This is a genomic window from Chryseobacterium lineare (genome assembly GCF_977014045.1).
The window spans coordinates 2,771,979-2,793,751 of record NZ_CDRNIQ010000001.1 but is presented as its reverse complement, the minus strand read 5'-3'; the positions used below and the strand labels follow the sequence as shown (position 1 = coordinate 2,793,751).

Genomic DNA, 21,773 nt, shown 5'->3' with positions numbered 1-21,773 from the left:
ATATCATAAGCTAAAAAGCCTCTTTGGAGGCTTTTATCACTGCTTCGTAAAAATTAAATCCTTTGTTTCTGGTAAATAAATTGTTGTGTCAAGATTGTTTGGACAACTTTGTGAGGTAGATGATATATCATCAGGACGATATTCCCAAGAGATTTGAGTTGCATTTATTTTTTTTAAATAAATGTCGCCCCATCCAACATGACAATTTGTACCAGTATAAATAAAATTCACTGTATTTTGAGCAGGGGTTGTTCCAATACTGTATAATTCAATATTTGGATAATTATTGTTTTTAGTGTCTTGTAAAATTACCCCTGTTGAACTTTTTATAATATACTTTATTACTAAAGCATCCATATAGTAATTCTTTTGCCCAGTTTTTTCTAATTTTTGTTCTTGTTTGGTTATGTAGAGTGTGGTTTCGTTGCCATTAAAATTTGCTTTATAAACTCCAACGTAAGGTGTGAGTTCATTATTCAGGTCTTTTAAATATGAATTTTGAGGAATCTCTTCATAGTCTTCATTTAATGGATAAACTTGCTGAGCTTTACAAGAAATAAAATTTGTGATTAAAATAAAAATTACTGTTCTTAAATATATTGTTTTCATATCTTATTTATTATTTAATTAATATCTATGGGCATGGAGTCGCATTAATAGTACCATTACTATTTTCAGTAATATTTTTTACAATTCCATTACTTTCCACACGTTGTAAATTTACTTTTCCATTTAATCCGATATTTTTTAAAGTATCAAAGAATAATTTTTCTAAACCTACATTATTAAGACTTGCACCATTATTGTTTGAATTTAGTGGATCTTTTAATAATTTATTAACTTTTTTTCGATAATCTATTAAAAATTGATTCATTTGTGCAGGAGTATAAACATAGCCCCCTAATTCTGTACCAGTTCCTGAATAGGATATTATATAATGTATATATTGTACATTGTTGGGGCAAGTATTACACCATTCCGCTGCAATCATACCAAAATATGCATTTCCAACTCCATCATTTATACTTTGAGAAGATGCAAATCCGAATAAAGTATCAACAATATCAGGGGGGGAAAACATGTGGGTTCCTGTTGCAGTATGATTATGATAGCCTCCGTAACCATCTGTTACATTATTAAAAACAACTTGGTGCGCTGAGTTTACATCTGCTGGAACTACTGTTCCGTCCTTTTTTTCTTTAAAGCCTGTTTCTCCTGCATTTATATTACTAAGAGTTTGTAATGCTTGTGATTTTACATTAGCAATACCTTGTTGAACATTTGGTCTGGCTAACATATCATTTGTTTTTTGACACGGATCATCAAGAGATGGCAAATCCGGATTTACGCCGCCGCCATTACATCCGGGAGCTAATCTGTAAAATACGTCCGTACTTAAAGTACAAGGATCCTTCGGTGGTGTTCCTGAACCGGGAGTTCCGCCGCCCCCGCCCCCTCCGCCGCCGGGCAATCCGGGAGACCCCGGGAAACTTTCGTCCGGGATGTAGACCATAATGGTATTGCAGGACGTTGAATAGCAAGCAGGGCAATGATCGCATTTCGACCAGGTTTCATGATTTTTGCAGGACCAACTGAGACCGCAACTCTCAAAGAACAGAATCTTTGAAGATTCACTATGAACAGGTTTAGGTTCTTCAAAATCTTTTATCAAAATCCTTCCATTCTCCTTATCAAACTTCATTTCATCCAATATACCTTCGGGGGCATTGGTAAAAAGAATTGTTCCAAAAGTTTTGTTATCCATATACATAAAGGTAAAAAACATCTGTTCTCGTAATTTGATGTCAATACCTTCATTATAAACGATATCTTTCAGCATTGTATTATCATAATCTTTCACTCCTGTTACCGAATTTTTGTCATCCAAAGTGACAAAAAGTACAGAACTCATCGTCTCATTATCATACGAAAGTGGAATCATCAGTCCTGTTGCTTGTTCCGTATCTACCACCTGCATTTTGTCCCAAATAGGCATTCCTCTTTGATCGGGCATTTTAGATAAGAAATCAGTTTCTCTGTTGTAGGCTTCCAGAATAGCCACATAATCTACCCCTGCTCTGGCATTCATACCGCCTTTTTGAGAATGTTTAAAGAAATTGGTATTGTTTCGTTGAGGGTTGGTTTCGCCTTTGGTAAAATCTTCATTGTGACAAGACCATAGAATAGCGAGAAAGACTATCAGGAAAGATAGACTGAGAATAACTTTTCTCTTCATAGTTAATTTAGTTTTTTAAAGGGGTTAAATATATAAATTTTTTTATCACTTCGATGTGTTGCTGCAAATCTAAAATAAAATCCTGAAATTTTTCAAGGAATTTTATTCGGGGTTTATTCGCATAATCCTAAAACTTCAGTAAGAAAAACAATTTGTTACGATCTCAACAAAATTAGACTGAAGCATTCGCCGTTCAGGCAAAAAGACTGGCGATCCAGTCTTTTTATCTCAAAAACGAATCTCAAAGGCTGGTTTTTGAGTCTTTTTACCTCGTCGGTGAGTCTTTTTGTGACAACGTTGAGTCTTTTATATTGAAAAACGACTCTTTTATACTCAATGGCGAGTGTAAAAGAGTCGTTTTTCAGATAAGAAATGACAATTTATTCTTTTTTAGAAACAGCTTTGCTTCCCTTTCTTACAAATCTTTGGCTAAGATCGTCATAAATTGGTTTCGCAGAAGCAATTCCTTTATCGGCAGCTTCTTTGGTCGTTCCGTAATAAAACAAGGCAGAGACTAAAGCCTCACTTCCCGCGATCGTTACGGTGTCGGCTATGTCAGAAGCCAGTTGAGTTGCCAGATTTCCTAATGGGCTGAGACCGGTAACCACGGCTTCATCTTTCAGAAATTCTGCTTTGTCCATATAGGCCGGCGCAAATTCAGGATTGGTTTTAAGGTAGTCTTTTACTTTCTGTACGGTAGCAACGGTTTTGTCGCCCATTTTAAAAAGTTTTTTTCTCTGGTCTACCGTTAGCCCCTGTAGATAAGGAGCCAATAATGTTTTGCAGTCCTGTAGCTTTTGCGCTACGTCATTAAGTACAGTCTGTGGGATTTCTACACTGATTTGATTGTTTGTACTCATCATTTATAATTTTTAATTAATGAAACTAAAATAGTAAAAAAACTTTTTAATTTGCTTTAAATATTTAAAAATCAGAGTAATAAGAAATTTATTGCTTTAAAATATTAAATACGTTTATAATTGTAATGGAATTTCAGATTTATATTTAAAAAATCAGTCAATTAAGAGTAAAGCAATTAAAAAAGGCCACATTATCAAGAAATGCAGCCTGTATTTTATACTGTAAAAATGCCTATGCTTTCGTCAGCTCATTTTTAAAATTTTCGATGGTCGTTCTGTACATCGCTTCGTAGATAGGAAGAATGTTTTTCAAATCGAATTTTATGGCTTGTTCCTTCGCATTCTTTTTCATTTTGGTTAAAAGTTCTTCATTGCTCAGCAGTTTAATGGTGTAATTGCTCATGGCTTCCACATTTCCGATTTCTGCGAGAAATCCGGTTTCTCCCTGGATGTTTACTTCCGGAATTCCTCCTGCATTGGAGCTGATCACCGGTGTATTGGCGGCCATTGCTTCTAATGCTGCCAATCCAAAACTTTCCTGTTCCGACGGTAGTAAAAATACATCCGAAAGCTGAAGAATTCGGTACAGGTCATTTACTTTTCCGAGGAGACGGATCTTTGAAATCAGATCAGGATTTTCTTCCAGAAACTGATTGACTTTTTCCATATCGGGCCCTTCGCCGATAATAATTAATTTCGATTTTACTTTTTTCTGAACATTTTTGAAGATCTGTAGTACTTCATCTACCCGTTTTACCGGACGAAGGTTTGAAACGTGAATCAGAATTTTTTCATCAGGGTTCGCAAATTGTGTCCTTTGGCAATCACTGGGCTCATCAAATTCAGAATTATCAATAAAATTGGTAATGACCTGAATTTCTTTTTTGATTTTAAAGAACTGTAAGGTATCTCTTTTCAGACTTTCGGAAACGGAAGTAATGGCATCGGATTGATTGATGGAAAATTCTACTGCATGTTTATAACTTGGATGTTGGCCAACCAACGTAATATCTGTTCCGTGAAGGGTAGTGACCAACGGGATGTCATTATCATCTTCCTTCAGCATCTGCTTTGCCGTAAAAGCGGCATAAGCATAAGGGATCGCATAATGCGCATGAAGGAGATCCAGCTTGTAAAGGTTCACTACACGATAGATCATTGAACTCAGCGCAATATCATAAGGCTGATACTGGAAAAGAGGATACGTCTGAACATTTACCCTGTGAAAGAAAATATTCGGATTTGTAATATCTAATCTCGCCGGAAGCGCATTGCTGATAAAATGTACCTCGTAGCCTTTATTGGCAAGGGACATTCCCAGTTCTGTTGCTACGATTCCGCTTCCTCCGTATGTCGGATAGCAAAGTATGCCTATTTTCATTGATGTATTGTTGTTTGATTTGTAAATATAAATTCACTTATTTTTTAGCCTTTGGTTCAAGATCAATTCCCATCCCGGCTTTTAATTCATCATTTACCAGAACCGGAAGCCTGCCCCATATTTTTGTCTGGCCTTTTAATGCATCGGCTGTGGCCGTCATAGAGTCGTCATTGTTTTCGTAAGAAACCAACACCGTGGAAACTTTTGAAATATCAATGTCTTTCAAAGCATACGCACTTCCGAAAACGGTAAGGATAATATTTTGATTCTTTGTAAGCTCGGCTAAAACCTTTTTTGAAGCTTCTGAAATTTTATAAGGCTTATAAGCTGTTGTATTATCTTTATGGAACCCGACAATCACAGTAGAATTCGCAGGAATTGTATTGATTTCATTTCCTTTTTTAATGATTATCCCAGAACTCATTTCATTGGCAAAAGTCTGGTACGGGGCTTCTTCTAAAGGAACATAATAAGTCTGTTTGCCTTGTAAAGGAAGAAGGTTTTTATCATCTTTTATTAATGTTAAAGCATTAGCATATAAATTTTGAACTAATGTTTTATGCGAATCATTATTTAAATCTGAATTGATATTGTCAGGATTTCTGGGACTGTATTTATCTAATCCTAAAAAGTATTTTGTCAGAAGAATCTTTTTTACACTTTCTTCTACCCTTGACTGAGGAATTTCGCCATTATCAATAGCCTTTTGAATTAATTTTTTACCTTCAGAAACACCTTGTGAAAAAAGCATGATGTCGTTTCCTGCTTTAAAAGCCATGGCATCCAGTTCGCCGGGTTTGTATTTGTTGGCGACTGCGCCCATATTTAATGCGTCAGTAATGATTAAACCCTTATAGCCTAATTGATCTTTCAACAGACCTGTAATAACATTTTTGGAAACCGAAGCCGGAATTCCTTTTCCTGATTCCAAGGCTGGAACGTATAAATGCGCTACCATTACACCACCAATGCCTTTATTCATTAATGCTTTAAAAGGAGCGAGTTCAATAGTATTCAGTCTTTCCAAATGGTGAGAAACGACAGGAAGGTCAAGATGCGAATCTGTGCTGGTATCGCCGTGTCCCGGAAAATGTTTAATGGCCGCTAAAATATTATTGTCCTGAAGCCCGTTTGCATAGGCCAAAGCAGAACTGATGACATTATTCACCTCGGATCCGAAACTTCTGTTGCCAATAATTGGATTATCGGGATTGGTATTGACATCCACAACAGGCGCAAAATCCCAATTGATCCCCATTCTGTGGCAATCTTCCGCAATTTTGGCAGACATCTGGTGAATCAGGTTTTTATCCTGAATAGCTCCCAATGTCATTGCCCAGGGAAATTTGTGAGCCGTTGCAATTCTCTGATATACTCCCCATTCGGCATCCATCCCGATCATCAAAGGAACTTTTGATTTCTGTTGGAATTCGTTGACAAGATTTATTTCTCTTGCTGCATCATCCTGCATCAGGATAAGCCCGCCGATTTTTTCTTTAACGACAATGTTTCTGACGTTACTGATCTCATTTTCTCCTTTGTTTGTATATAATGCAACAATAAACAACTGGCCAAGTTTTTCGTCCTGTGAAAGATGTTTATAGGTTTTGTCGACCCAATGATTTGCTTTTCTAAGATCATCTTTAGAAAGGTTTTGCGGGGTGTATTGGGCTGTAAGTTTTGAGCTTAAAAATAAGAAAACAAAGAGTGATGTATAAACCAGTTTCTTCATAATTATTGAATAATAACAAAAATACAATTAAAATAATGATGAAAACAATGTTTTTGAATTTTTTGGTATATGATTTGAATACGCTTTATAAATAACAAACAATAACTAAACTTTTATAAAATGAAAAAATTTCTTCCAATTTTACTATTAGCCTTTGTAGGCTTATTTATATTCAGCTGCAAGGATGATGATACAGATTACGATACTTATTCAAAATCTACGGATGCCACAGGGACATTTACCAGTGCAGGAAACTGGACATTATCATTAGATATTAGAATTGAGAGTACAGATGTTGTATTGGTGTACAGAAGGGTAGGCAATACATGGCAGAGTATTCCTAAGACTTATTATTTAGATGATGTTTCAGGATATCCTACGGGAAGAGAGCTTGATTACAACTTTGATTTCAATACGCAGGAAGTAAACATCACAACAGCTGCAAACTTTAATCAGCAGACACAGATGTCACCTTCAGAGGCAACACAATATTTATCAAACCAAACTTTCAGAATCGTTTTGGTTCCGGCAAGTGCAGGTAAAAATGTAAACACTGTTGATAAAACCGATTACAATGCAGTGATCAAATATTATAATATTGATGAATCAAGAATAAAGACTTATTCATTTAAATAAAAATATATCTTTTCAGTTTTTTATAATTACAAAAAAGCTCCGGAATTTATTTCGGAGCTTTTGCTTTATTTATCGTTGTCATCAAGGAGATGGCCAAAATAATCTTTCTTTGTCTGCAGATAACCTCTGCTGATTTCGTTGGCCGGTATTTGCAGAGGAATTCTTGAATTCAGATGAATATTACTTTCCTCTACATATTTTACCTTTTCAGGATTATTGGTAAGTAGATTGATATCTTTTATTTCCAGTAAATTCAGGATCTCAATGGCTACCCCAAAATTTCTGTCATCAGCGGGAAGTCCCAGTTTCAGATTGGCTTCCACTGTATCAAATCCTTTTTCCTGTAAAGAATATGCTTTTAATTTATTGATGATTCCGATATTTCTTCCTTCCTGTCGAAGGTAGATGATAACTCCTCCATTTTCATGGATGTATTTCATGGCAGCGTCGAGTTGCTGACCACATTCACATTTTTTTGAATGGAAAACTTCTCCGGTAATACATTCTGAATGGAAACGCACGTTCACAGGCTTTGAAAAATCTGTTTTTTCTGCGATAATTGCCATATGAGGCATCCAGTCATTCTCGTTTTCGGATAAAGCAATCATTCGGAAAGTGCCATATTCCGTAGGAACGTTGGACTCCGCCTGAATTTTAATCATTGATACCCCTTAATTAGTTTAATTTCCCTTGATATAGTCTTCAATTGCAGAAACATTGGTTTTTAATCTTACAAGATACCGATTAAGAACCTCGTTATCATCTTTATTGAGATTTACCCTCAGTTTCTGAACTTTTTTATATGATTTTTCAAAGTCTTTAATAGCTTTATTTTTCCCATTCACATTAGCGGCATCTATTGCATAAAGATAGTTTTGCAGGCTGTACTTTAACGTAGTAATTTCACTGTTTAAAGCTGTGTCTTTGAATTTTGGGAAAGTAGCGATCAGATTGGAAATTTCTGAAGCATTTACATTACTTTTTATATTGATATCAATACTGTTTTCTGCTCCATTTTCAGAATCTGATCCTTTGGTTTCGCTATAAAAGCTGGTCGACAACGGAGAAAAATTTGGCTTTTCCGTTGCGCAGGATGTTATAATCAGTAATACTCCAAAAAAAAGTAATCGTTTCATTTTTGTTGCCCCTTTTGATATAGGACTGGGTTAAGACTTTCATCGTTGTACATTTTCATCTGTTTGTACACTTTCATCTTAACATCACCGTTCTCAATATCAGTAAGCAACTGATTAATAGAAGTCGAAAGATCTTCATGTTGAACAAGAAGGACATCCAGTTTTGCCTTACAATTGGCTCTGTGTTCTTCTGAAGCTGAATCTCTGTTTGCTTCTAACGACATATGATAAACCTTGAGTGCAAGAATTGATAGCCTGTCTACCGCCCATGCGATAGTTTCCGTATTGATTTTTGCGTTAGGTTTAGGAGTTACACTTTCAAATTTTTTAAGAAACCAGCTGTCTATAAATTCTACCAGATCAGTTCTTTTCTGATTGGAGGCATCGATCACTCTTTTAATCTTAAGAGCTTCAGCCGGATCAATATTTTCATCTCTAATTATATCTTCCAAATGCCATTGAACGGTATCAATCCAGTTCTTTGCATACAAAATTCGTTCCAAAGTGTCTTTTTCGAACGGGTTATTAATTAGAGTGTTAACGTCATCAGACACGTGATAATCTTCAATAGACTTATTAAAGACTTTCCATGCGGTCTCAGTAAAATTCATCGGGTTTTAGAAATTTTTAGTTGCTAGAAGAATTATTATTGGTGGTCTTGTTTTCAGAACCAGGCTTGTCCTCTTCCTTTACAGCATCTTTAAATTCTTTAATACCGGAACCAACTCCTCTCATTAATTCAGGGATTTTTTTACCTCCGAAAAGTAACAGAAGAATGATAGCCACGATCAGGATGTGTTGCCAAGATAATGACAATATTGTTAATGTATTCATTGCTAAATTTTTTACAAAGTTAATCTTTTTTAATAAGAAACCCAACCTAAAGGATCAACAGGTGTGCTTCCGTTCCATACCTGAAAATCAAGGGTATAGGTTCCGTCGAAATCCTGGCCGATCACTCCTACCGGGGTTCCTGCTGATACCTGCTGTCCTTTTGAAACATTCACGCTTCCTAAATTGGAATATATGGTGAAATAATTACCATGTTTAAGGATAACAGTCTTGGTTCCGTCACTGTTTGCCAATACGGATGAAACGGTTCCCGGAAATACAGATCTTGCCCTTGTTCCGGATGGTACAGAAATTTTAATACCATTGTTTTCTTCATCAATATTTTTGAATACTGGGTGTGGATGTCTTCCAAAGCGGTGAGTAATCTGCCCGATCTTATCTGCAGGGTAGCCTAATCTGCCTTTATTGTCTGCAAAATTACTTCCGGCAACTGTTGTAACACCATAGCTGGTCATTGCCTTTGTTTCTGCAGCTTTTTTGTCGTCTTCTTTCTTTTTGGCCAGTGCAGCTTCGGCTGCTCTTGCTGCTGCTAGTTTTTCAGATGCTTCTTTGGCCTTTGCGCTTGCTTCATCAGATGCTTTTTTAGCGGCTACTTTTCTTGCCTCATCCCGGGTAGTAGATTCTGCTCTTGCTGCCTCTTCATTGCGCTTTCTTTCTTCCTCGGCGCGTTTAGTGGCTAGCTCAGATGCTTTTCTGGATTCGGCTTCAGCGATAAGTCTTTCTTTTTCCAAAGCTTCAGCCCTTGCTTTGTTTTCAGCTTCAATTCTTGCTTTTTCTCGTTCTGCAGCAATCTTGGCAAGGCGTATTTTCTCAGCTTCTGCCTTTTTTCTGGCTTCTTCCTCCGCTTTTGCAATCCTGATTTCTTCCGCAATAATCGATCTGATTTGTCCTTCCAGCACCTTAGACTGTGTTTGTTTTTGTCTCAGCTCGCTGGTAAGTTTAGATTCGTTTTTCTTAAAATCTGCTACGAGTTGTTCTTTTTGAGCCCTTTCAGCATTAATTGTCGTTAAATCTTTTTGTTGATTGACAAGCAGATTCGCCTTCTCTTTCACAGAATTCTGTTTCTGTGCGATAGACTGTTTTATTTTTGTGGCGGCAGTAGTAATTTCTGCTGCTTTTTTGTCCTGATAATCGGAGTATTGCTTTAAATATTGAACTCTTCGTATAGCTTCACCCATATTTTTGGCGGACAGAATAAAAGTAACTTTATTCTGAACACCTTTGTTTTTGTAGGCGTTGACCAGAACTTTAGCATAATTTTCCCGGAGGATTTTCAGTTCTCTGTTCTGACGGTTGATTTCCAACTGACGAAGATAGATTTCGTCTTCAATAAATCTCTTTTCCTTCTGAGTATTATTGTAAACCTTTTCTCTCAATACCAGTTTCTTGTTAACATTATCAAGATAGGCTATAGAAAGTTTAGATTCATTTCTTGTTTTTGCTAAATCTGTATTTATCTGTGCAATTTGTTTTTTAAGTTCAGCATTTTGCTTCTGCAATTGTTCCTTTTTGCTGCTTTGGCCCTGATGGAGACCAAAGAATAAAATACCTATTAAAAAGCTAAATTTCTTAATCATTTAATCTCAATTTTCTTATAACTAGACGGCACAGAATAGGGTGTGTCCATCCTCGAAAAGTCAAATTTCGTATTTTCCAGTAAAATCTGACTGTTTTTTGAGCCTTTTATAATTATTTTAACATTTCTGGGTAAGCGAATTCCGTTGATTTCTTCCCAATTGCTGTATGATACATCAAGCTCATCAGGAGACAAAACATCTTTAAGATTTACGTTTAATAAATCATAATTGGTATCATAATTCAAAATAATATTGTATTCTCTTGTTTTTTCATCTGTAACAATTTTCTGAGTGACATTGGATGCCATTCTAAAGCCCTGAGCATTTTGAGTTAATGTAAACTGGGAATCGTTTATTTTAACAAAAGTGCGTCCTAACAGGATTTTTTCTAATGATTTGTAATCAAAGAAATTAACATTCAGAAGGTTGTTGAGATAATCAAAATCTGAGTCGATGTATGTTTTGCTGGTTTTGTCCTGTCCTTTAATGCCTTCAGGAGTAGCGATTCCGCGGGCTACGGTAATGATGAATGCCGTAAGGTTCATCCATACTTTTTTATCTTTTTCAATATAAATAGTAGCGTCAAGAGTCGGAATAAAACTTCCTGTTTCTACATTAACTTTACTGTTTATTTTGATCTGCTCAAACTGAGGCGTGGGAATTACATGCTCAAAAAATGGAAGTTTATTTCTTATTGGCTCATTGTTGTCTTTGGGATTTTGGTCTTCGCCCAATACAAATGCGCTGTCAATATTAATATTTTTATTAACTTTTTTAGCTGAATTTCTCGTTTTACAAGAAGTTACAACAAAGAGCAATAATAGTACTATGATCCAGTTTTTCATGTATTTACCTTTTCAATTTTAAAAATTACCTTGCAATATTAACGCCAAACCACACAAAACATTTTGTGTGGTCTGAAGATAATTATTTACGTTGAATATTCCTCTTAATTATTTCGATAAGAAATCAAGAACCGAATAATCTCCCAAAGAAATTTCCCTTGCCACACCGAAATACTGTGCAGAATTTCCGATCATTGAATTGGAAAGATTTCCGTGATTGATTTTTGTATTTTCCTGAATCAGAGAGTTTTCGATGTTTGAATTGACAATCACCGTATTATTTCCCAAAGAAACACCAGGACCCACTTTTGAATTGGATATTTTTACATTTTCTCCTATAAAACACGGTGGAATGATCAATGAATTTTCAATCTGGGCCGAAGCCGGAAAGTGAGACATTTCTTCCTGCTCGTAAGCCAGAATTTTGCTGTTAGTTTCTACGGTAGCATTTTTATTTCCGCAATCCATCCAGTCGTTTACTTTTCCGAGTGTGAATTTTGCACCTTTCGCTCTCAGATTTTCTAAAGCGGTTGTCAACTGATATTCTCCGCCGTTTTTAATGTCGTTATCCATCAGATAGTTGATCTCGTTCATCAGCTTTTCTGCGCTGTTGAAATAATAAATTCCGATGATAGCAAGATCTGAAACGAAGGTCTGGGGCTTTTCAACAAAATCTGTGATAAATCCGTAATTATCCAGTTTTACAACTCCAAAGGCAGAAGGATCTTCCACGCTTTTTACCCAGATTACCCCGTCGGAATTTTTATCTAAAATAAAATCTGCACGGAATAAAGTATCAGCAAAAGCAATCACCACATTTCCGGTCATAGACTGTTCGGCGCATTTGATGGCGTGTGCGGTACCAAGCGGGTCATTCTGATAATAGATGCTGCCCTTCGCTCCCAGCTTTTCAGCAATCTGAATCAGGGATTTTTCAATTTCCTGCCCAAAATCTCCGATAATGAAAGCGACTTCTTCAATTTCTTCTCCTGCGACTTTGGCAATATCTTCTACCAGCCTCTGTACGATTGGCTTTCCGGCGATAGGAATCAGAGGTTTCGGAACGGTAAGAGTATGTGGACGTAATCTGGAACCACGTCCAGCCATAGGAACGATAATTTTCATAAATTATTTAATATGTTTCGTTGAGTTATAATTTTGTATAAAGATAGTAATAAAACCAATGCTGAGATCGCGTCCTTCTTATTTCACGGAATCCATAAGCAACAAATAAAAGGCCAAAGTTATTTTTTAATTCTCGACAGCAGCATATCTTTTTCAGAATAAATCAGCATACCCGCATACACAGCGAAAAGTAAGTTGCCAACCCACAGATTGTAATCGAAAAATTCTACGATTGCGTAGCTGAAAATTATCAGCATTCCCAAAAATAACGTCATTTTACGGATACGGTAAGGGATAGGATAATATTTCTGACCTAATAAATAAGATGTTACCATCATCACAAAATAGGCTATAAAAGTGACCCAGGCCGAAACCATAAAACCATATTTCTTTAAGAAGACGAGGTTTAATACAATGGTTAACCCGGCTCCTAGCCAAGAAATCACAGTTCCGATTTTAGTCCTGTCCGTTACTTTATACCAGGTTGAAAAGTTATAATAAATTCCAAAGCAAAGATTAGCAATTACGATAATCGGGATAATGTCAATTGCTGTCCAATATGAGCTGTTGGGAATTAAAATCTGTTTCAGCCATGAAATATTGGCAATAATGCCCATCGCAACAGTTGATGCGAAGAACGTGAAATATTCTGTTACTTTAGCATACGTATTTTTAGCATTTTCATTATTCATTTGCTTAAAGAAAAATGGCTCGATTCCCATCCTGTAAGCGGTTACAAATAAAGTCATCAGAACTGCCAGTTTATAACATCCGCCATAAGCTCCGGCATCTTCTTCAGGAATAAACCAAATCTGAATGGCCTTATCAAAATTTTCATTAAACATAAAAGCAAGGCCGGCAATCATGATGGGCCACGAATACTTTATCATCTTCTTGAAAAGATCAACAGAAAACTCAATCCTGACTTTGAAAACTACTGGAAGCAGCAAAACAAAACCCATAAAACTTGCCGCCAGATTGCTGTAGAAAGGAAAAGAAACTTTTTCTTTTAACCCGAAATCATGAGATATTTTTAAAGGAATATAGAGAAACAAAGCAAGAGTCAAAACGGTCTGAAACAACGATTGTAATACCCTTACCATCGAATACTTTATGGGTTTATTGTTGTAACGGAGCCAGGCAAAAGGAATAACACAAAGGCTATCAAAAAATGCTATCCATGCAAACCAGCGGATATATTCCGGGTTTGAAGAATACTTTAAAGTGTCTGCAATAGGTTGAGTGAAAATAAGACATCCCAGTAGAAAAAGTGTGGATAATCCGAACAGAACCCAAAACGAAGTGTTGAATGTTTTCTTCTGATTATCTTTCTCAGAGGAAAAACGGAAGAAGGCAGTTTCAAATCCAAAAGAAAGAAGAATATTAATAAAAGAAATTAAGGCATAAAGATTTGAAAATATAGCAAAATCTTTTTTATCAATCTGATCAATATATAATGGATTTAAAACAAATAGAATGACTCTCGGCATAATAGCCCCGATACCATATATAATTGTTTCGTTAAGAAGCTTCTTCAAAGTCTGAAATTTTTATGCAAATGTAAATATTTAGAAATTGATTTGTTGTCGGCGGGGTTAAAATTCATTCATAAACCTTAATTTTGCTTTTATAGAATCTAGAGATTAGAAGTTAGAAATTAGTGATCAACTTGATGTCTTAATTATAATGTATAATCTTTAAAACTAGCTTCTAATTCTAACATCTAATTTCTCGGTAAAAATGAAGACCTTAATCAAAAATGTAAAAATCGTCAACGAAGGTAAAATCGTTGAAGGTGATGTTTTAATTGAAAACGATTTAATCTCCAAAATAGACACCCAAATTTCTGACGATGCAGACCAAATCATTGATGGGGCAGGAAAATATCTTCTGCCGGGAGTGATCGACGATCAGGTGCATTTTCGTGAGCCGGGACTTACCCATAAAGGAGATATTGAAACAGAATCAAAAGCTGCCATTGCGGGCGGAACGACAAGCTTTATCGATCAGCCCAATACCGTTCCGAATGCCGTAACACAGGAATTATTAGCGGATAAATATGAGATAGCTTCTCAAAAAGCATATGCGAACTATGGCTTTATGATGGGTGGAACCAATGATAATCTTGAAGAAGTCCTGAAAACAAATCCGAGAAATGTTCCGGGAATTAAATTATTTCTAGGCTCTTCCACCGGAAATATGCTGGTTGATAATCCGGAAACCCTGGAAAATATTTTCAGCAATACCAAAATGCTGATCGCGGTGCATTGTGAAGATGAAGCGACTATCAAAGCCAATACACAAAAATATATAGATGAATACGGGGAAGATATTCCGGTAAAATTTCACCATTTGATCAGAAGTGAAGAGGCATGTTACAAATCTTCCTCAAAAGCCATCGAACTTGCGAAAAAAACAGGGGCGAGACTCCATGTTTTCCACTTGTCAACGGCTAAGGAAACGGAACTTTTCAGAAATGACATTCCTTTAAAAGATAAAAAAATAACGGCAGAAGTTTGTGTTCACCATCTTACTTTTACCAATGAAGATTACGATACCAAAGGCGGACTGATCAAATGGAATCCTGCCGTAAAAACACAAAAAGACAAAGACGGTCTCTGGGAAGCATTGCTAGACGACAGGATTGATGTTATTGCCACCGATCACGCGCCGCACACTTGGGAAGAAAAGCAGAATGTTTATACCAAATGTCCTTCCGGGGCACCACTTGTACAGCATTCATTAGTTGTGATGCTGGAGAATTATAAAAATGGCAAGATTTCTTTAGAAAAGATTGTTGAAAAAATGGCGCACAATCCGGCTATTCTTTTCAGAATTGAAAAAAGAGGTTTTGTAAGAGAAGGCTACAAAGCAGATCTGGTATTGGTTGATCTGAACGACAACTGGACGGTCGCTAAGGAAAATATCCTTTACAAATGCGGATGGAGTCCGTTGGAAGGGATGAATTTCGGCTCTAAAGTAACTCACACTTTCGTTAATGGAAATCTTGTTTATGAAAACGGAAAGATTAATGAACAGAAATTCGGGGAACGTTTGCTCTTTGAAGTTCAGGAATAAATTATAGTAAAGCTGAACCAATAGAGGCTGGCTTTAATTCACTTTATTAGTAAACTCTCACAGATTTCAGGATAACTTTCCGGATCTGCGAGAGTTTTTTATGATTTAAGTTAAGCAATGACAATACTTTCAATTCCTTTGCTTAATGCGGTATCCTGCACAACAGGAAGTCCAAGGCCTTCTGCGCGGAAAACACTAATGTCTGTAATTCCGATGAATCCTAAAACACTTTTCAGATAAGGCACTACGAAATCATATGATTGATAATCACCTTCTGAAAAAATGGAACCGCTGGCCACCGCGATATAAGCTTTTTTGTTTTTTACCAATCCTTCAAAACCATTTTCTGAATAACGGAAAGTCATTCCGCCGCGTGCAATATGATCAATATAGGCTTTCAAGGCAGAAGGAATTCCAAAATTATAGATCGGAACAGAGATAATAATAACATCTGAAGCATGTAATTGCGCAATCGCATCATCAGAGCGTTGTACGGCTGCATTTTGTTCAGGAGTTCTGCTCTCTGCAGGAATGAACCAGGAATCTACCTGTTCTTCACCCAAATGAGGGAACGGATTTTTTAACAGATCTAATGTTGTTATGGTATGCTCAGGATATGCTTCCTGCAATTTTACCTCGATGGCATTTCCTAATGTTCTGCTCGCCGAACCGTTCGTTCTCGGACTTGAAATAATATGAAGTACATTTTTCATTGTTTGAATATTAAAATTTCTTCAGCAAAATTATGTACATTTGCTTATGAAAAGTAAGTAGTGAACAAAAGGTTAGTAGTAACCTTTTTGTTAGTTATAATCTTTAAACGTATGGAAAATCAGGATCAGATTTGTAAAAATGCATGTAAGGTTACCTGTAGCGAGAATCTTGCTGCGGTAGAAGATGCATTGTATGTGATTTCAGGAAAATGGAAACTGAAGATCATTATCGTACTGCAGGAAATGGGTAATATTCGGTTTAACGAATTACAGAGACTGATTCCCGGAATTTCTGCGAGAGTTTTGTCGAACGAGCTGAAAGATTTAGAGCTGAACGGATTTGTAAAAAGGGTAGTCCATGCAGAACAGACGCCTGTGGTAGTAGAATATATTTCAACCGATTACAGCCGAACGCTACAGCCTGTGATCATGGCCCTTTCAGATTGGGGCAAGACGCATAAACGAAACATCAGAGAAGATGCTTTTTAAAATTTAATTAAAATTATCAAGATTAAATTTAACCGAACATATTGTCTCTTACAGATTAACAAATGAATTAAATTTTACCGCAATCATCTGTGAAGATCTGAGAAAAATCTGTGGGAAAGAATTAGAAGGCTATTAATTAAAAGACTGCCTGAATTCCAGCGGCGACATATTCGTTTTCTTTTTAAACAGCGTACTGAAAGACTGTGAATGCTCGAACCCGAGTTCGTAAGCAATCTCGCTCACCGAAAGTTCTGTTGTCGAAAGCTTCTCTTTGGCTTTACTGATCAGCTTTTCGTGAATATGCTGCTGCGTATTTTGCCCGGTATGAACTCTTAAAAGATCACTTAAGTAATTCGGAGAAAGATTCATTGCCTCTGCAATTTGATGAACGGTTAATAAACCTTTTTCAGATGATTCTCTATCAAAATACTCATTCAGGAAAGACTCAAATTTTGCTAAAAGCTGATGACTGCCGCTTTTTCGGGTAATAAACTGCCTTTCGTAGAAACGTTTGGAATAATTCAACAGCAATTCAATCTGCGACAGGATAATTTCCTGGGTATGATGATCGATATGCTGACATTCCTTATCAATTTTATACATGATTTCAAGCAGATCATTCTCTTCATCTTCAGATAAATGCAAAGCTTCATTCACGGCATATGAGAAAAAACCATAAGAAGAAATAGTTTTTGCCAAAGGATGTTTCAATAGAAAATCTTCATGAAAAACCAACAGGTAGCCTGTATTTTCGCAATCCATCGTCTTCAGATCCAGATACTGAACCTGGTTAGGTGCTGTAAAGCTCAGGACACCTTTATCATAATCATAATGCTGCTGTCCGTATTTTATTTTTCCCTTCGCATTGCGTTTCAGAGCGACACAATAATGCTTGCTTACAAAACCATCCCACACTTTATCTTCAATAAAAATACTTTCATAAAGATTGATTATACTTACCATAGGATGCTTCGGTTCCGGCAGAGAAAGCAATTTATGAAATGCCGAAATAGATTTTATTGTGTTCATAGCTTTTAAACCTTTTTAATGATAATTTGGGCGCCTTTTTCCGTCTTCCACTCCCGCTTTTTTGTTCCGCTTCGCTCCACAAAAAGAGCTCCGTTCAAGCCGGGACGCGACATTACTGCGTTTATAAATCTAGCAGTCTGTCATTCTGACGAAGGAAGAATCTCACAAATAAATAAGGGGGAGATTCTTCACTACATTTCTGAACTACATTCGTAGACCTTCAGTCTATGTTCAGAATGACAAACTGTAGAATAATTTAAACAGTTAAAATTACAAATTAATAATCCAGCAATCCCATTCCGAATTCGTCATAGGTAGCTCCCGTATCCGTTCCCAGTGGAACAATACTTTCCAGTTGTTGGATTTCAGACTCACTCAGCTGAATATTGGCGGCTTCGATATTTTGCTCGATATATTTTCTGCGTTTCGTTCCCGGGATAGGAAGAATCCCTTTGCTAATAATCCATGCCAGAGCCAGTTGAGATGAAGTGATATTCTTTTCTTTAGCCAGACTTTCAATCGCGTCCACCAGCTCGATATTTTTATAAAAATGCTGTTCCTGAAAACGGGGAATTCCTCTTCTGAAATCATTTTCCGGAAGATCATCAATCGTGCGGATTTGTCCGGATAAGAAACCTCTTCCTAAAGGCGAATAGGCCACAAAACCAATTCCCAGCTCATTCAGCGTTTTGATGACACCTTTTTCTTCGACCGTTCTTTCAAAAAGAGAATATTCACTCTGCACTGCGGAAATGGGATGAACGGCATGGGCCTTTTTCACCGTTTCAGAAGATACTTCCGATAAACCGATATACCCGATTTTGCCTTCTTTTACCAACTCACTCATTGCCCCTACGGTTTCCTCGATAGGGGTGTTCTTGTCAAGACGGTGCATGTAGTAAAGATCGATATAGTCTGTCTTTAAGTTTTTCAGAGAGCGTTCTACCGATTTTTTTACGTAGTCTTTAGTTCCGTTGATCTTCCAGGTTACCTGGTCATTATCATCAATTTCCCATCCGAATTTGGTGGCGATGATATACTGATCGCGATTGCCCTCAATGGCTTTGGCAATCAATTGTTCATTCTTGAAGGGGCCGTACAAATCGGCAGTGTCAAGAAAATTTCCACCCAGCTCCAAAGAACGGTGAATGGTGGCGATGGCTTCTTTCTCATCGGTTTTACCGTACATATCTGCATCGCCAAAACCGGTCATTCCCATACATCCCAAACCGATATTGGGAACTGTTAAGCCCTGACTTCCTAATTTTACCTGTTTCAATTTCATATTGTTGATTTTTATTGATACAAAATTCAGCAGAAATTCAAAACCGGATGTATGCAAAACGCTGATTGTCGTATGCAAATTACGGAAGTTATAATATAATGTTAACTGATATTTTATTTAACCGCAAAAGTTACAAAAGAAAAATCGGGAAAACATTTAGATTGGCAAAAGTTCAAAAAAGCAGAATGAAAAATTTTGTAACCTTTTGAATATCTAAACACGCTGAAAATCTTTTGTGGCTTTTGCGGTTAAATAAAAAGTTTTAACATTATAATAATCTGCGTTATCTGCAACATCAGCGGGAGATAAAATTATAAGTAGAGATTCTTCATTCCACATCGCTGTGTTCAGGATGACAAAAGTACAGCGGAATCATCTGTGAAAAATCAAGTAAGATTAAAATTCATATTTACAAGATTACTTTCTTGGCTTAGCAATCATATAAAAACTCAATTTTCCGCCATTCATAATATCAGAATGCTTTAGCGTGAAATTTTTAATCTCCTTACCATTCAAAAGAATTTTCTGTACATATATATTCTTCGGACTCTGACTGATCGCTTCAATGGTAAATGTCTTTCCGTTTTCTAAATTCAATACGGCATGATTTACTGCTGGGCTTCCGATTGCATAATCCTCCGAACCGGGCGCAACAGGATAAAAGCCAAGTGAGCTCAGAATATACCAGGCGCTCATTTGTCCTGCATCATCATTTCCGCCTAGCCCATCGGGCGTTGCTTTGTACTGCATCGCCAGTATTTTTCTGATCTGCGCCTGAGTTTTCCACGGTTGCCCGGCCCAGTTATAAAGATAGGCTACGTGATGTGCGGGCTCGTTTCCGTGAACATAGCCGCCGATAATTCCCTCTCTTGTAATGTCTTCCGTATCTGCAAAAAACTCGTCCGGCAGATGCATGGCAAACAGTTCATCCAGCTTTGATGCAAATTTTTTCTTCCCACCCATGAGCTGAATTAATTCATCCGGATTTTGCGGAACGAAGAAGCTGTAATTCCAGGAGTTTCCTTCAATGAAGCCTTGTCCGTGTGTGCTTAATGCATTAAAATCTTTTTTAAAGCTGCCGTCTGCCAAACGCGGGCGCATAAATCCGGTCGACTGGTCGAAGTTGTTTTTCCAGTTTTCAGACCGTTTGCTGAATTGATTATAAATTTCCGTTTCCCCGAGATGCTTCGCCAGTTGAGCAATAGCCCAGTCGTCATAAGCATATTCCAGGGTATTGGATACTGAAGTTCCGTTTTTCTCTGCAGGAATATAGCCCAGATCAATATACTGCCCGATTCCTTCATAATCTCTTTTGTTGGCTGTTTCTACACAGGCCATCAACGCTTTTCTGGCATTGCCGGAGTAATTTCCTTTAATGATTGCATCAGCCACCACACTTACACTGTGATAGCCGCTCATACACCAGTTGTCGTTGGCATAATGCGACCAGATCGGCAACATTTTCATAGAAAACTGATCATAATGAGCCATCATTGATTGTACCATGTCACCATTTCTTTTAGGTTGAATAATATTAAAGAAAGGATGAAGCGCCCGATAGGTATCCCAAAGCGAAAAAGTGGTGTAATTGGTAAAGTTTTCTGCTTTGTGAATGTTTTGATCTAATCCTTTATATTCTCCATTTATATCCATATACACGGTAGGATTAATAAACGTGTGATATAAGGCTGTATAAAAATTGGTTTTCTCTGTTTCAGAGCTTTTTATGACGATTTTATTTAATTCTTTATCCCAATTTTCCTGGGTTTGTGCTCTGATCTGGTTAAAAGACAAATTGCCGGTTTCTTTCTCTAAGTTTTCCAAGGCGTTGGCTTGGCTGACTGGTGAAATAGCCAGCTTCACTTCAATGGCTTCATTTTCGGCAGTATCGAAGTCAAAATACATTTTCAGATTCTTTCCGGCGATTTCAGGGAAGTTTTTGGTTTGGTCAAACTTTCTCCAGAATCCGTTGTACACTTGTTTACCGTCGTAATTCTTCTGCCCGTATGATTTGAAAGGCTTTGAAAACGTCATAGCAAAATAAACCGTTCTCGTTCTCGCCCATCCGTTGGTCTGTCGGTAACCTGTTACGGTGTTTCCATTTTCCACGCGAACGTAGGTCCATACGTTTTTACCGTCGTAATTATAAATGCCGGCCATCAGATCAAGAATGATATGTGCCTGATCAGATTTTGGAAATGTATAACGGTGAATGCCCACTCTGGTTGTTGCGGTAAGTTCTGCCAAAATATTGTGGTCATCCAGTCTTACTTTATAATATCCGGCTTCTGCTTTTTCGGTTTGGTGTGAAAATCGACTTCTGTAGCCACTTTCAGGATGAGTTGCAGTCCCCGGATTCAGTTGTAATATTCCCACCGTCGGCATGATTAAGAAATCTCCCAGATCAGAATGCCCTGTACCGCTGAAGTGTGTCGAGCTGAAGCCTACAATGGTTTTGTCCTCATAGCGGTATCCCGCGCAATATTTGTACACCTCTCCATTGTATTTGCCGTTCAGGGCATAAGAGATCGTATCGGTTTCCGGGCTTAGCTGTATCGCTCCAAAGGGTGCCGTTGCTCCGGGATAAGTATGCCCCATCTTTTCCGTTCCGATCAGAGGATTCACATACTGAATCAGTTTTTCAAATTGTTGGGCTTTACCATATACGCTGAAAAGCAAAAGAAATAGAAAAAAAGAAGCTTGCGGCTTTTTCATGAATACATATTTTTTGTGGGAACGTAAATTTAGTTAAATTTAAAATGTAATAAACAGATATTATTATGGCTATACTAATCACAA

At 37.1% G+C, this 21,773-nt stretch carries 20 protein-coding genes; 3 read left to right on the top strand and 17 right to left on the bottom strand.

Going from position 1 to position 21,773, the window contains the following annotated elements; genetic code table 11:
• Positions 1 to 36: 36 nt before the first annotated feature.
• From ACWNCI_RS12360 to ACWNCI_RS12340, 5 genes are all read right to left on the bottom strand, one after another.
• Entirely contained in the window at positions 37 to 609 is a 573-nt protein-coding gene (locus ACWNCI_RS12360) for a DUF6705 family protein (RefSeq protein WP_449388535.1), read from the bottom strand.
• Between the two features lie 25 nt (positions 610 to 634).
• A complete protein-coding gene (locus ACWNCI_RS12355; protein WP_449388534.1) occupies positions 635 to 2,236 on the bottom strand; it encodes a hypothetical protein in 1,602 nt (533 codons plus the stop codon).
• 380 nt (positions 2,237 to 2,616) lie between these two features.
• Positions 2,617 to 3,099 carry a hypothetical protein gene (locus ACWNCI_RS12350; RefSeq protein ID WP_449388533.1) on the bottom strand — a complete coding sequence of 161 codons (483 nt, stop codon included), beginning with the start codon at positions 3,097 to 3,099 and terminating at the stop codon, positions 2,617 to 2,619.
• A gap of 229 nt (positions 3,100 to 3,328) precedes the next feature.
• The gene (gene bshA / locus ACWNCI_RS12345) at positions 3,329 to 4,477 is read right to left on the bottom strand and encodes an N-acetyl-alpha-D-glucosaminyl L-malate synthase BshA (protein ID WP_346984019.1); all 1,149 of its coding nucleotides are present in this window, start codon (positions 4,475 to 4,477) and stop codon (positions 3,329 to 3,331) included.
• A gap of 37 nt (positions 4,478 to 4,514) precedes the next feature.
• Positions 4,515 to 6,209 (bottom strand): glycoside hydrolase family 3 protein, encoded by a 1,695-nt coding sequence (locus ACWNCI_RS12340; protein ID WP_449388532.1) that lies wholly within the window; start codon positions 6,207 to 6,209, stop codon positions 4,515 to 4,517.
• Positions 6,210 to 6,329: 120 nt separating this feature from the next.
• Between ACWNCI_RS12340 and ACWNCI_RS12335 the strand changes: the two genes are divergently transcribed.
• The gene (locus tag ACWNCI_RS12335) at positions 6,330 to 6,845 is read left to right on the top strand and encodes a hypothetical protein (RefSeq protein WP_449388531.1); all 516 of its coding nucleotides are present in this window, start codon (positions 6,330 to 6,332) and stop codon (positions 6,843 to 6,845) included.
• A 65-nt stretch (positions 6,846 to 6,910) separates the two neighbouring features.
• Here ACWNCI_RS12335 and ribA read toward each other — a convergent pair whose 3' ends face one another.
• The 8 genes from ribA to ACWNCI_RS12295 all read right to left on the bottom strand — a co-directional run bounded on the left by ribA (position 6,911) and on the right by ACWNCI_RS12295 (position 13,918).
• The gene (gene ribA / locus ACWNCI_RS12330) at positions 6,911 to 7,507 is read right to left on the bottom strand and encodes a GTP cyclohydrolase II (protein WP_346984022.1); all 597 of its coding nucleotides are present in this window, start codon (positions 7,505 to 7,507) and stop codon (positions 6,911 to 6,913) included.
• An 18-nt stretch (positions 7,508 to 7,525) separates the two neighbouring features.
• Complete coding sequence (locus ACWNCI_RS12325) at positions 7,526 to 7,981, bottom strand: hypothetical protein (protein WP_449388530.1); 456 nt, start codon at positions 7,979 to 7,981, stop codon at positions 7,526 to 7,528.
• Complete coding sequence (locus ACWNCI_RS12320; RefSeq protein ID WP_449388529.1) at positions 7,978 to 8,592, bottom strand: DUF4254 domain-containing protein; 615 nt, start codon at positions 8,590 to 8,592, stop codon at positions 7,978 to 7,980. The genes ACWNCI_RS12325 and ACWNCI_RS12320 overlap by 4 nt, the downstream gene beginning before the upstream one ends.
• A 16-nt stretch (positions 8,593 to 8,608) precedes the next feature.
• Entirely contained in the window at positions 8,609 to 8,815 is a 207-nt protein-coding gene (locus ACWNCI_RS12315) for a twin-arginine translocase TatA/TatE family subunit (protein WP_042721620.1), read from the bottom strand.
• Between the two features lie 29 nt (positions 8,816 to 8,844).
• Complete coding sequence (locus tag ACWNCI_RS12310) at positions 8,845 to 10,410, bottom strand: peptidoglycan DD-metalloendopeptidase family protein (RefSeq protein ID WP_449388528.1); 1,566 nt, start codon at positions 10,408 to 10,410, stop codon at positions 8,845 to 8,847.
• The gene (locus tag ACWNCI_RS12305) at positions 10,407 to 11,255 is read right to left on the bottom strand and encodes a DUF4292 domain-containing protein (RefSeq protein ID WP_449388527.1); all 849 of its coding nucleotides are present in this window, start codon (positions 11,253 to 11,255) and stop codon (positions 10,407 to 10,409) included. The genes ACWNCI_RS12310 and ACWNCI_RS12305 overlap by 4 nt, the downstream gene beginning before the upstream one ends.
• A 108-nt stretch (positions 11,256 to 11,363) precedes the next feature.
• Positions 11,364 to 12,380 carry a sugar phosphate nucleotidyltransferase gene (locus ACWNCI_RS12300; protein ID WP_346984028.1) on the bottom strand — a complete coding sequence of 339 codons (1,017 nt, stop codon included), beginning with the start codon at positions 12,378 to 12,380 and terminating at the stop codon, positions 11,364 to 11,366.
• A 119-nt stretch (positions 12,381 to 12,499) separates the two neighbouring features.
• Complete coding sequence (locus ACWNCI_RS12295) at positions 12,500 to 13,918, bottom strand: oligosaccharide flippase family protein (RefSeq protein ID WP_449388526.1); 1,419 nt, start codon at positions 13,916 to 13,918, stop codon at positions 12,500 to 12,502.
• 202 nt (positions 13,919 to 14,120) lie between these two features.
• Between ACWNCI_RS12295 and ACWNCI_RS12290 the strand changes: the two genes are divergently transcribed.
• A complete protein-coding gene (locus ACWNCI_RS12290; protein ID WP_449388525.1) occupies positions 14,121 to 15,458 on the top strand; it encodes a dihydroorotase in 1,338 nt (445 codons plus the stop codon).
• 110 nt (positions 15,459 to 15,568) lie between these two features.
• Here the strand turns inward: ACWNCI_RS12290 and ACWNCI_RS12285 are convergent, their stop codons facing one another.
• Positions 15,569 to 16,171 carry an FMN-dependent NADH-azoreductase gene (locus ACWNCI_RS12285; protein ID WP_449388524.1) on the bottom strand — a complete coding sequence of 201 codons (603 nt, stop codon included), beginning with the start codon at positions 16,169 to 16,171 and terminating at the stop codon, positions 15,569 to 15,571.
• 111 nt (positions 16,172 to 16,282) lie between these two features.
• Between ACWNCI_RS12285 and ACWNCI_RS12280 the strand changes: the two genes are divergently transcribed.
• Positions 16,283 to 16,660: a winged helix-turn-helix transcriptional regulator gene (locus tag ACWNCI_RS12280; RefSeq protein WP_449388523.1), complete on the top strand. Its 378-nt coding sequence runs from the start codon at positions 16,283 to 16,285 to the stop codon at positions 16,658 to 16,660.
• A gap of 132 nt (positions 16,661 to 16,792) precedes the next feature.
• Here ACWNCI_RS12280 and ACWNCI_RS12275 read toward each other — a convergent pair whose 3' ends face one another.
• From ACWNCI_RS12275 to ACWNCI_RS12265, 3 genes are all read right to left on the bottom strand, one after another.
• A complete protein-coding gene (locus ACWNCI_RS12275) occupies positions 16,793 to 17,689 on the bottom strand; it encodes a helix-turn-helix domain-containing protein (protein WP_449388522.1) in 897 nt (298 codons plus the stop codon).
• 277 nt (positions 17,690 to 17,966) lie between these two features.
• A complete protein-coding gene (locus ACWNCI_RS12270) occupies positions 17,967 to 18,974 on the bottom strand; it encodes an aldo/keto reductase (protein WP_449388521.1) in 1,008 nt (335 codons plus the stop codon).
• 417 nt (positions 18,975 to 19,391) lie between these two features.
• A complete protein-coding gene (locus ACWNCI_RS12265; RefSeq protein ID WP_449388520.1) occupies positions 19,392 to 21,689 on the bottom strand; it encodes a GH92 family glycosyl hydrolase in 2,298 nt (765 codons plus the stop codon).
• Between the last annotated feature and the right edge of the window lie 84 nt (positions 21,690 to 21,773).

Coding starts and splice junctions, on each gene's coding strand:
- ACWNCI_RS12350 (WP_449388533.1), bottom strand. CDS start 3,099: ATGATGAGTACAAACAATCAAATCAGTGTAGAAATCCCACAGACTGTA.
- ACWNCI_RS12280 (WP_449388523.1), top strand. CDS start 16,283: ATGGAAAATCAGGATCAGATTTGTAAAAATGCATGTAAGGTTACCTGT.
- ACWNCI_RS12290 (WP_449388525.1), top strand. CDS start 14,121: ATGAAGACCTTAATCAAAAATGTAAAAATCGTCAACGAAGGTAAAATC.
- ACWNCI_RS12300 (WP_346984028.1), bottom strand. CDS start 12,380: ATGAAAATTATCGTTCCTATGGCTGGACGTGGTTCCAGATTACGTCCA.
- ACWNCI_RS12275 (WP_449388522.1), bottom strand. CDS start 17,689: ATGAACACAATAAAATCTATTTCGGCATTTCATAAATTGCTTTCTCTG.
- ACWNCI_RS12310 (WP_449388528.1), bottom strand. CDS start 10,410: ATGATTAAGAAATTTAGCTTTTTAATAGGTATTTTATTCTTTGGTCTC.
- ACWNCI_RS12340 (WP_449388532.1), bottom strand. CDS start 6,209: ATGAAGAAACTGGTTTATACATCACTCTTTGTTTTCTTATTTTTAAGC.
- ACWNCI_RS12305 (WP_449388527.1), bottom strand. CDS start 11,255: ATGAAAAACTGGATCATAGTACTATTATTGCTCTTTGTTGTAACTTCT.
- ACWNCI_RS12325 (WP_449388530.1), bottom strand. CDS start 7,981: ATGAAACGATTACTTTTTTTTGGAGTATTACTGATTATAACATCCTGC.
- bshA (WP_346984019.1), bottom strand. CDS start 4,477: ATGAAAATAGGCATACTTTGCTATCCGACATACGGAGGAAGCGGAATC.
- ACWNCI_RS12315 (WP_042721620.1), bottom strand. CDS start 8,815: ATGAATACATTAACAATATTGTCATTATCTTGGCAACACATCCTGATC.
- ACWNCI_RS12270 (WP_449388521.1), bottom strand. CDS start 18,974: ATGAAATTGAAACAGGTAAAATTAGGAAGTCAGGGCTTAACAGTTCCC.
- ACWNCI_RS12355 (WP_449388534.1), bottom strand. CDS start 2,236: ATGAAGAGAAAAGTTATTCTCAGTCTATCTTTCCTGATAGTCTTTCTC.
- ACWNCI_RS12265 (WP_449388520.1), bottom strand. CDS start 21,689: ATGAAAAAGCCGCAAGCTTCTTTTTTTCTATTTCTTTTGCTTTTCAGC.
- ACWNCI_RS12320 (WP_449388529.1), bottom strand. CDS start 8,592: ATGAATTTTACTGAGACCGCATGGAAAGTCTTTAATAAGTCTATTGAA.
- ACWNCI_RS12360 (WP_449388535.1), bottom strand. CDS start 609: ATGAAAACAATATATTTAAGAACAGTAATTTTTATTTTAATCACAAAT.
- ACWNCI_RS12285 (WP_449388524.1), bottom strand. CDS start 16,171: ATGAAAAATGTACTTCATATTATTTCAAGTCCGAGAACGAACGGTTCG.
- ribA (WP_346984022.1), bottom strand. CDS start 7,507: ATGATTAAAATTCAGGCGGAGTCCAACGTTCCTACGGAATATGGCACT.
- ACWNCI_RS12335 (WP_449388531.1), top strand. CDS start 6,330: ATGAAAAAATTTCTTCCAATTTTACTATTAGCCTTTGTAGGCTTATTT.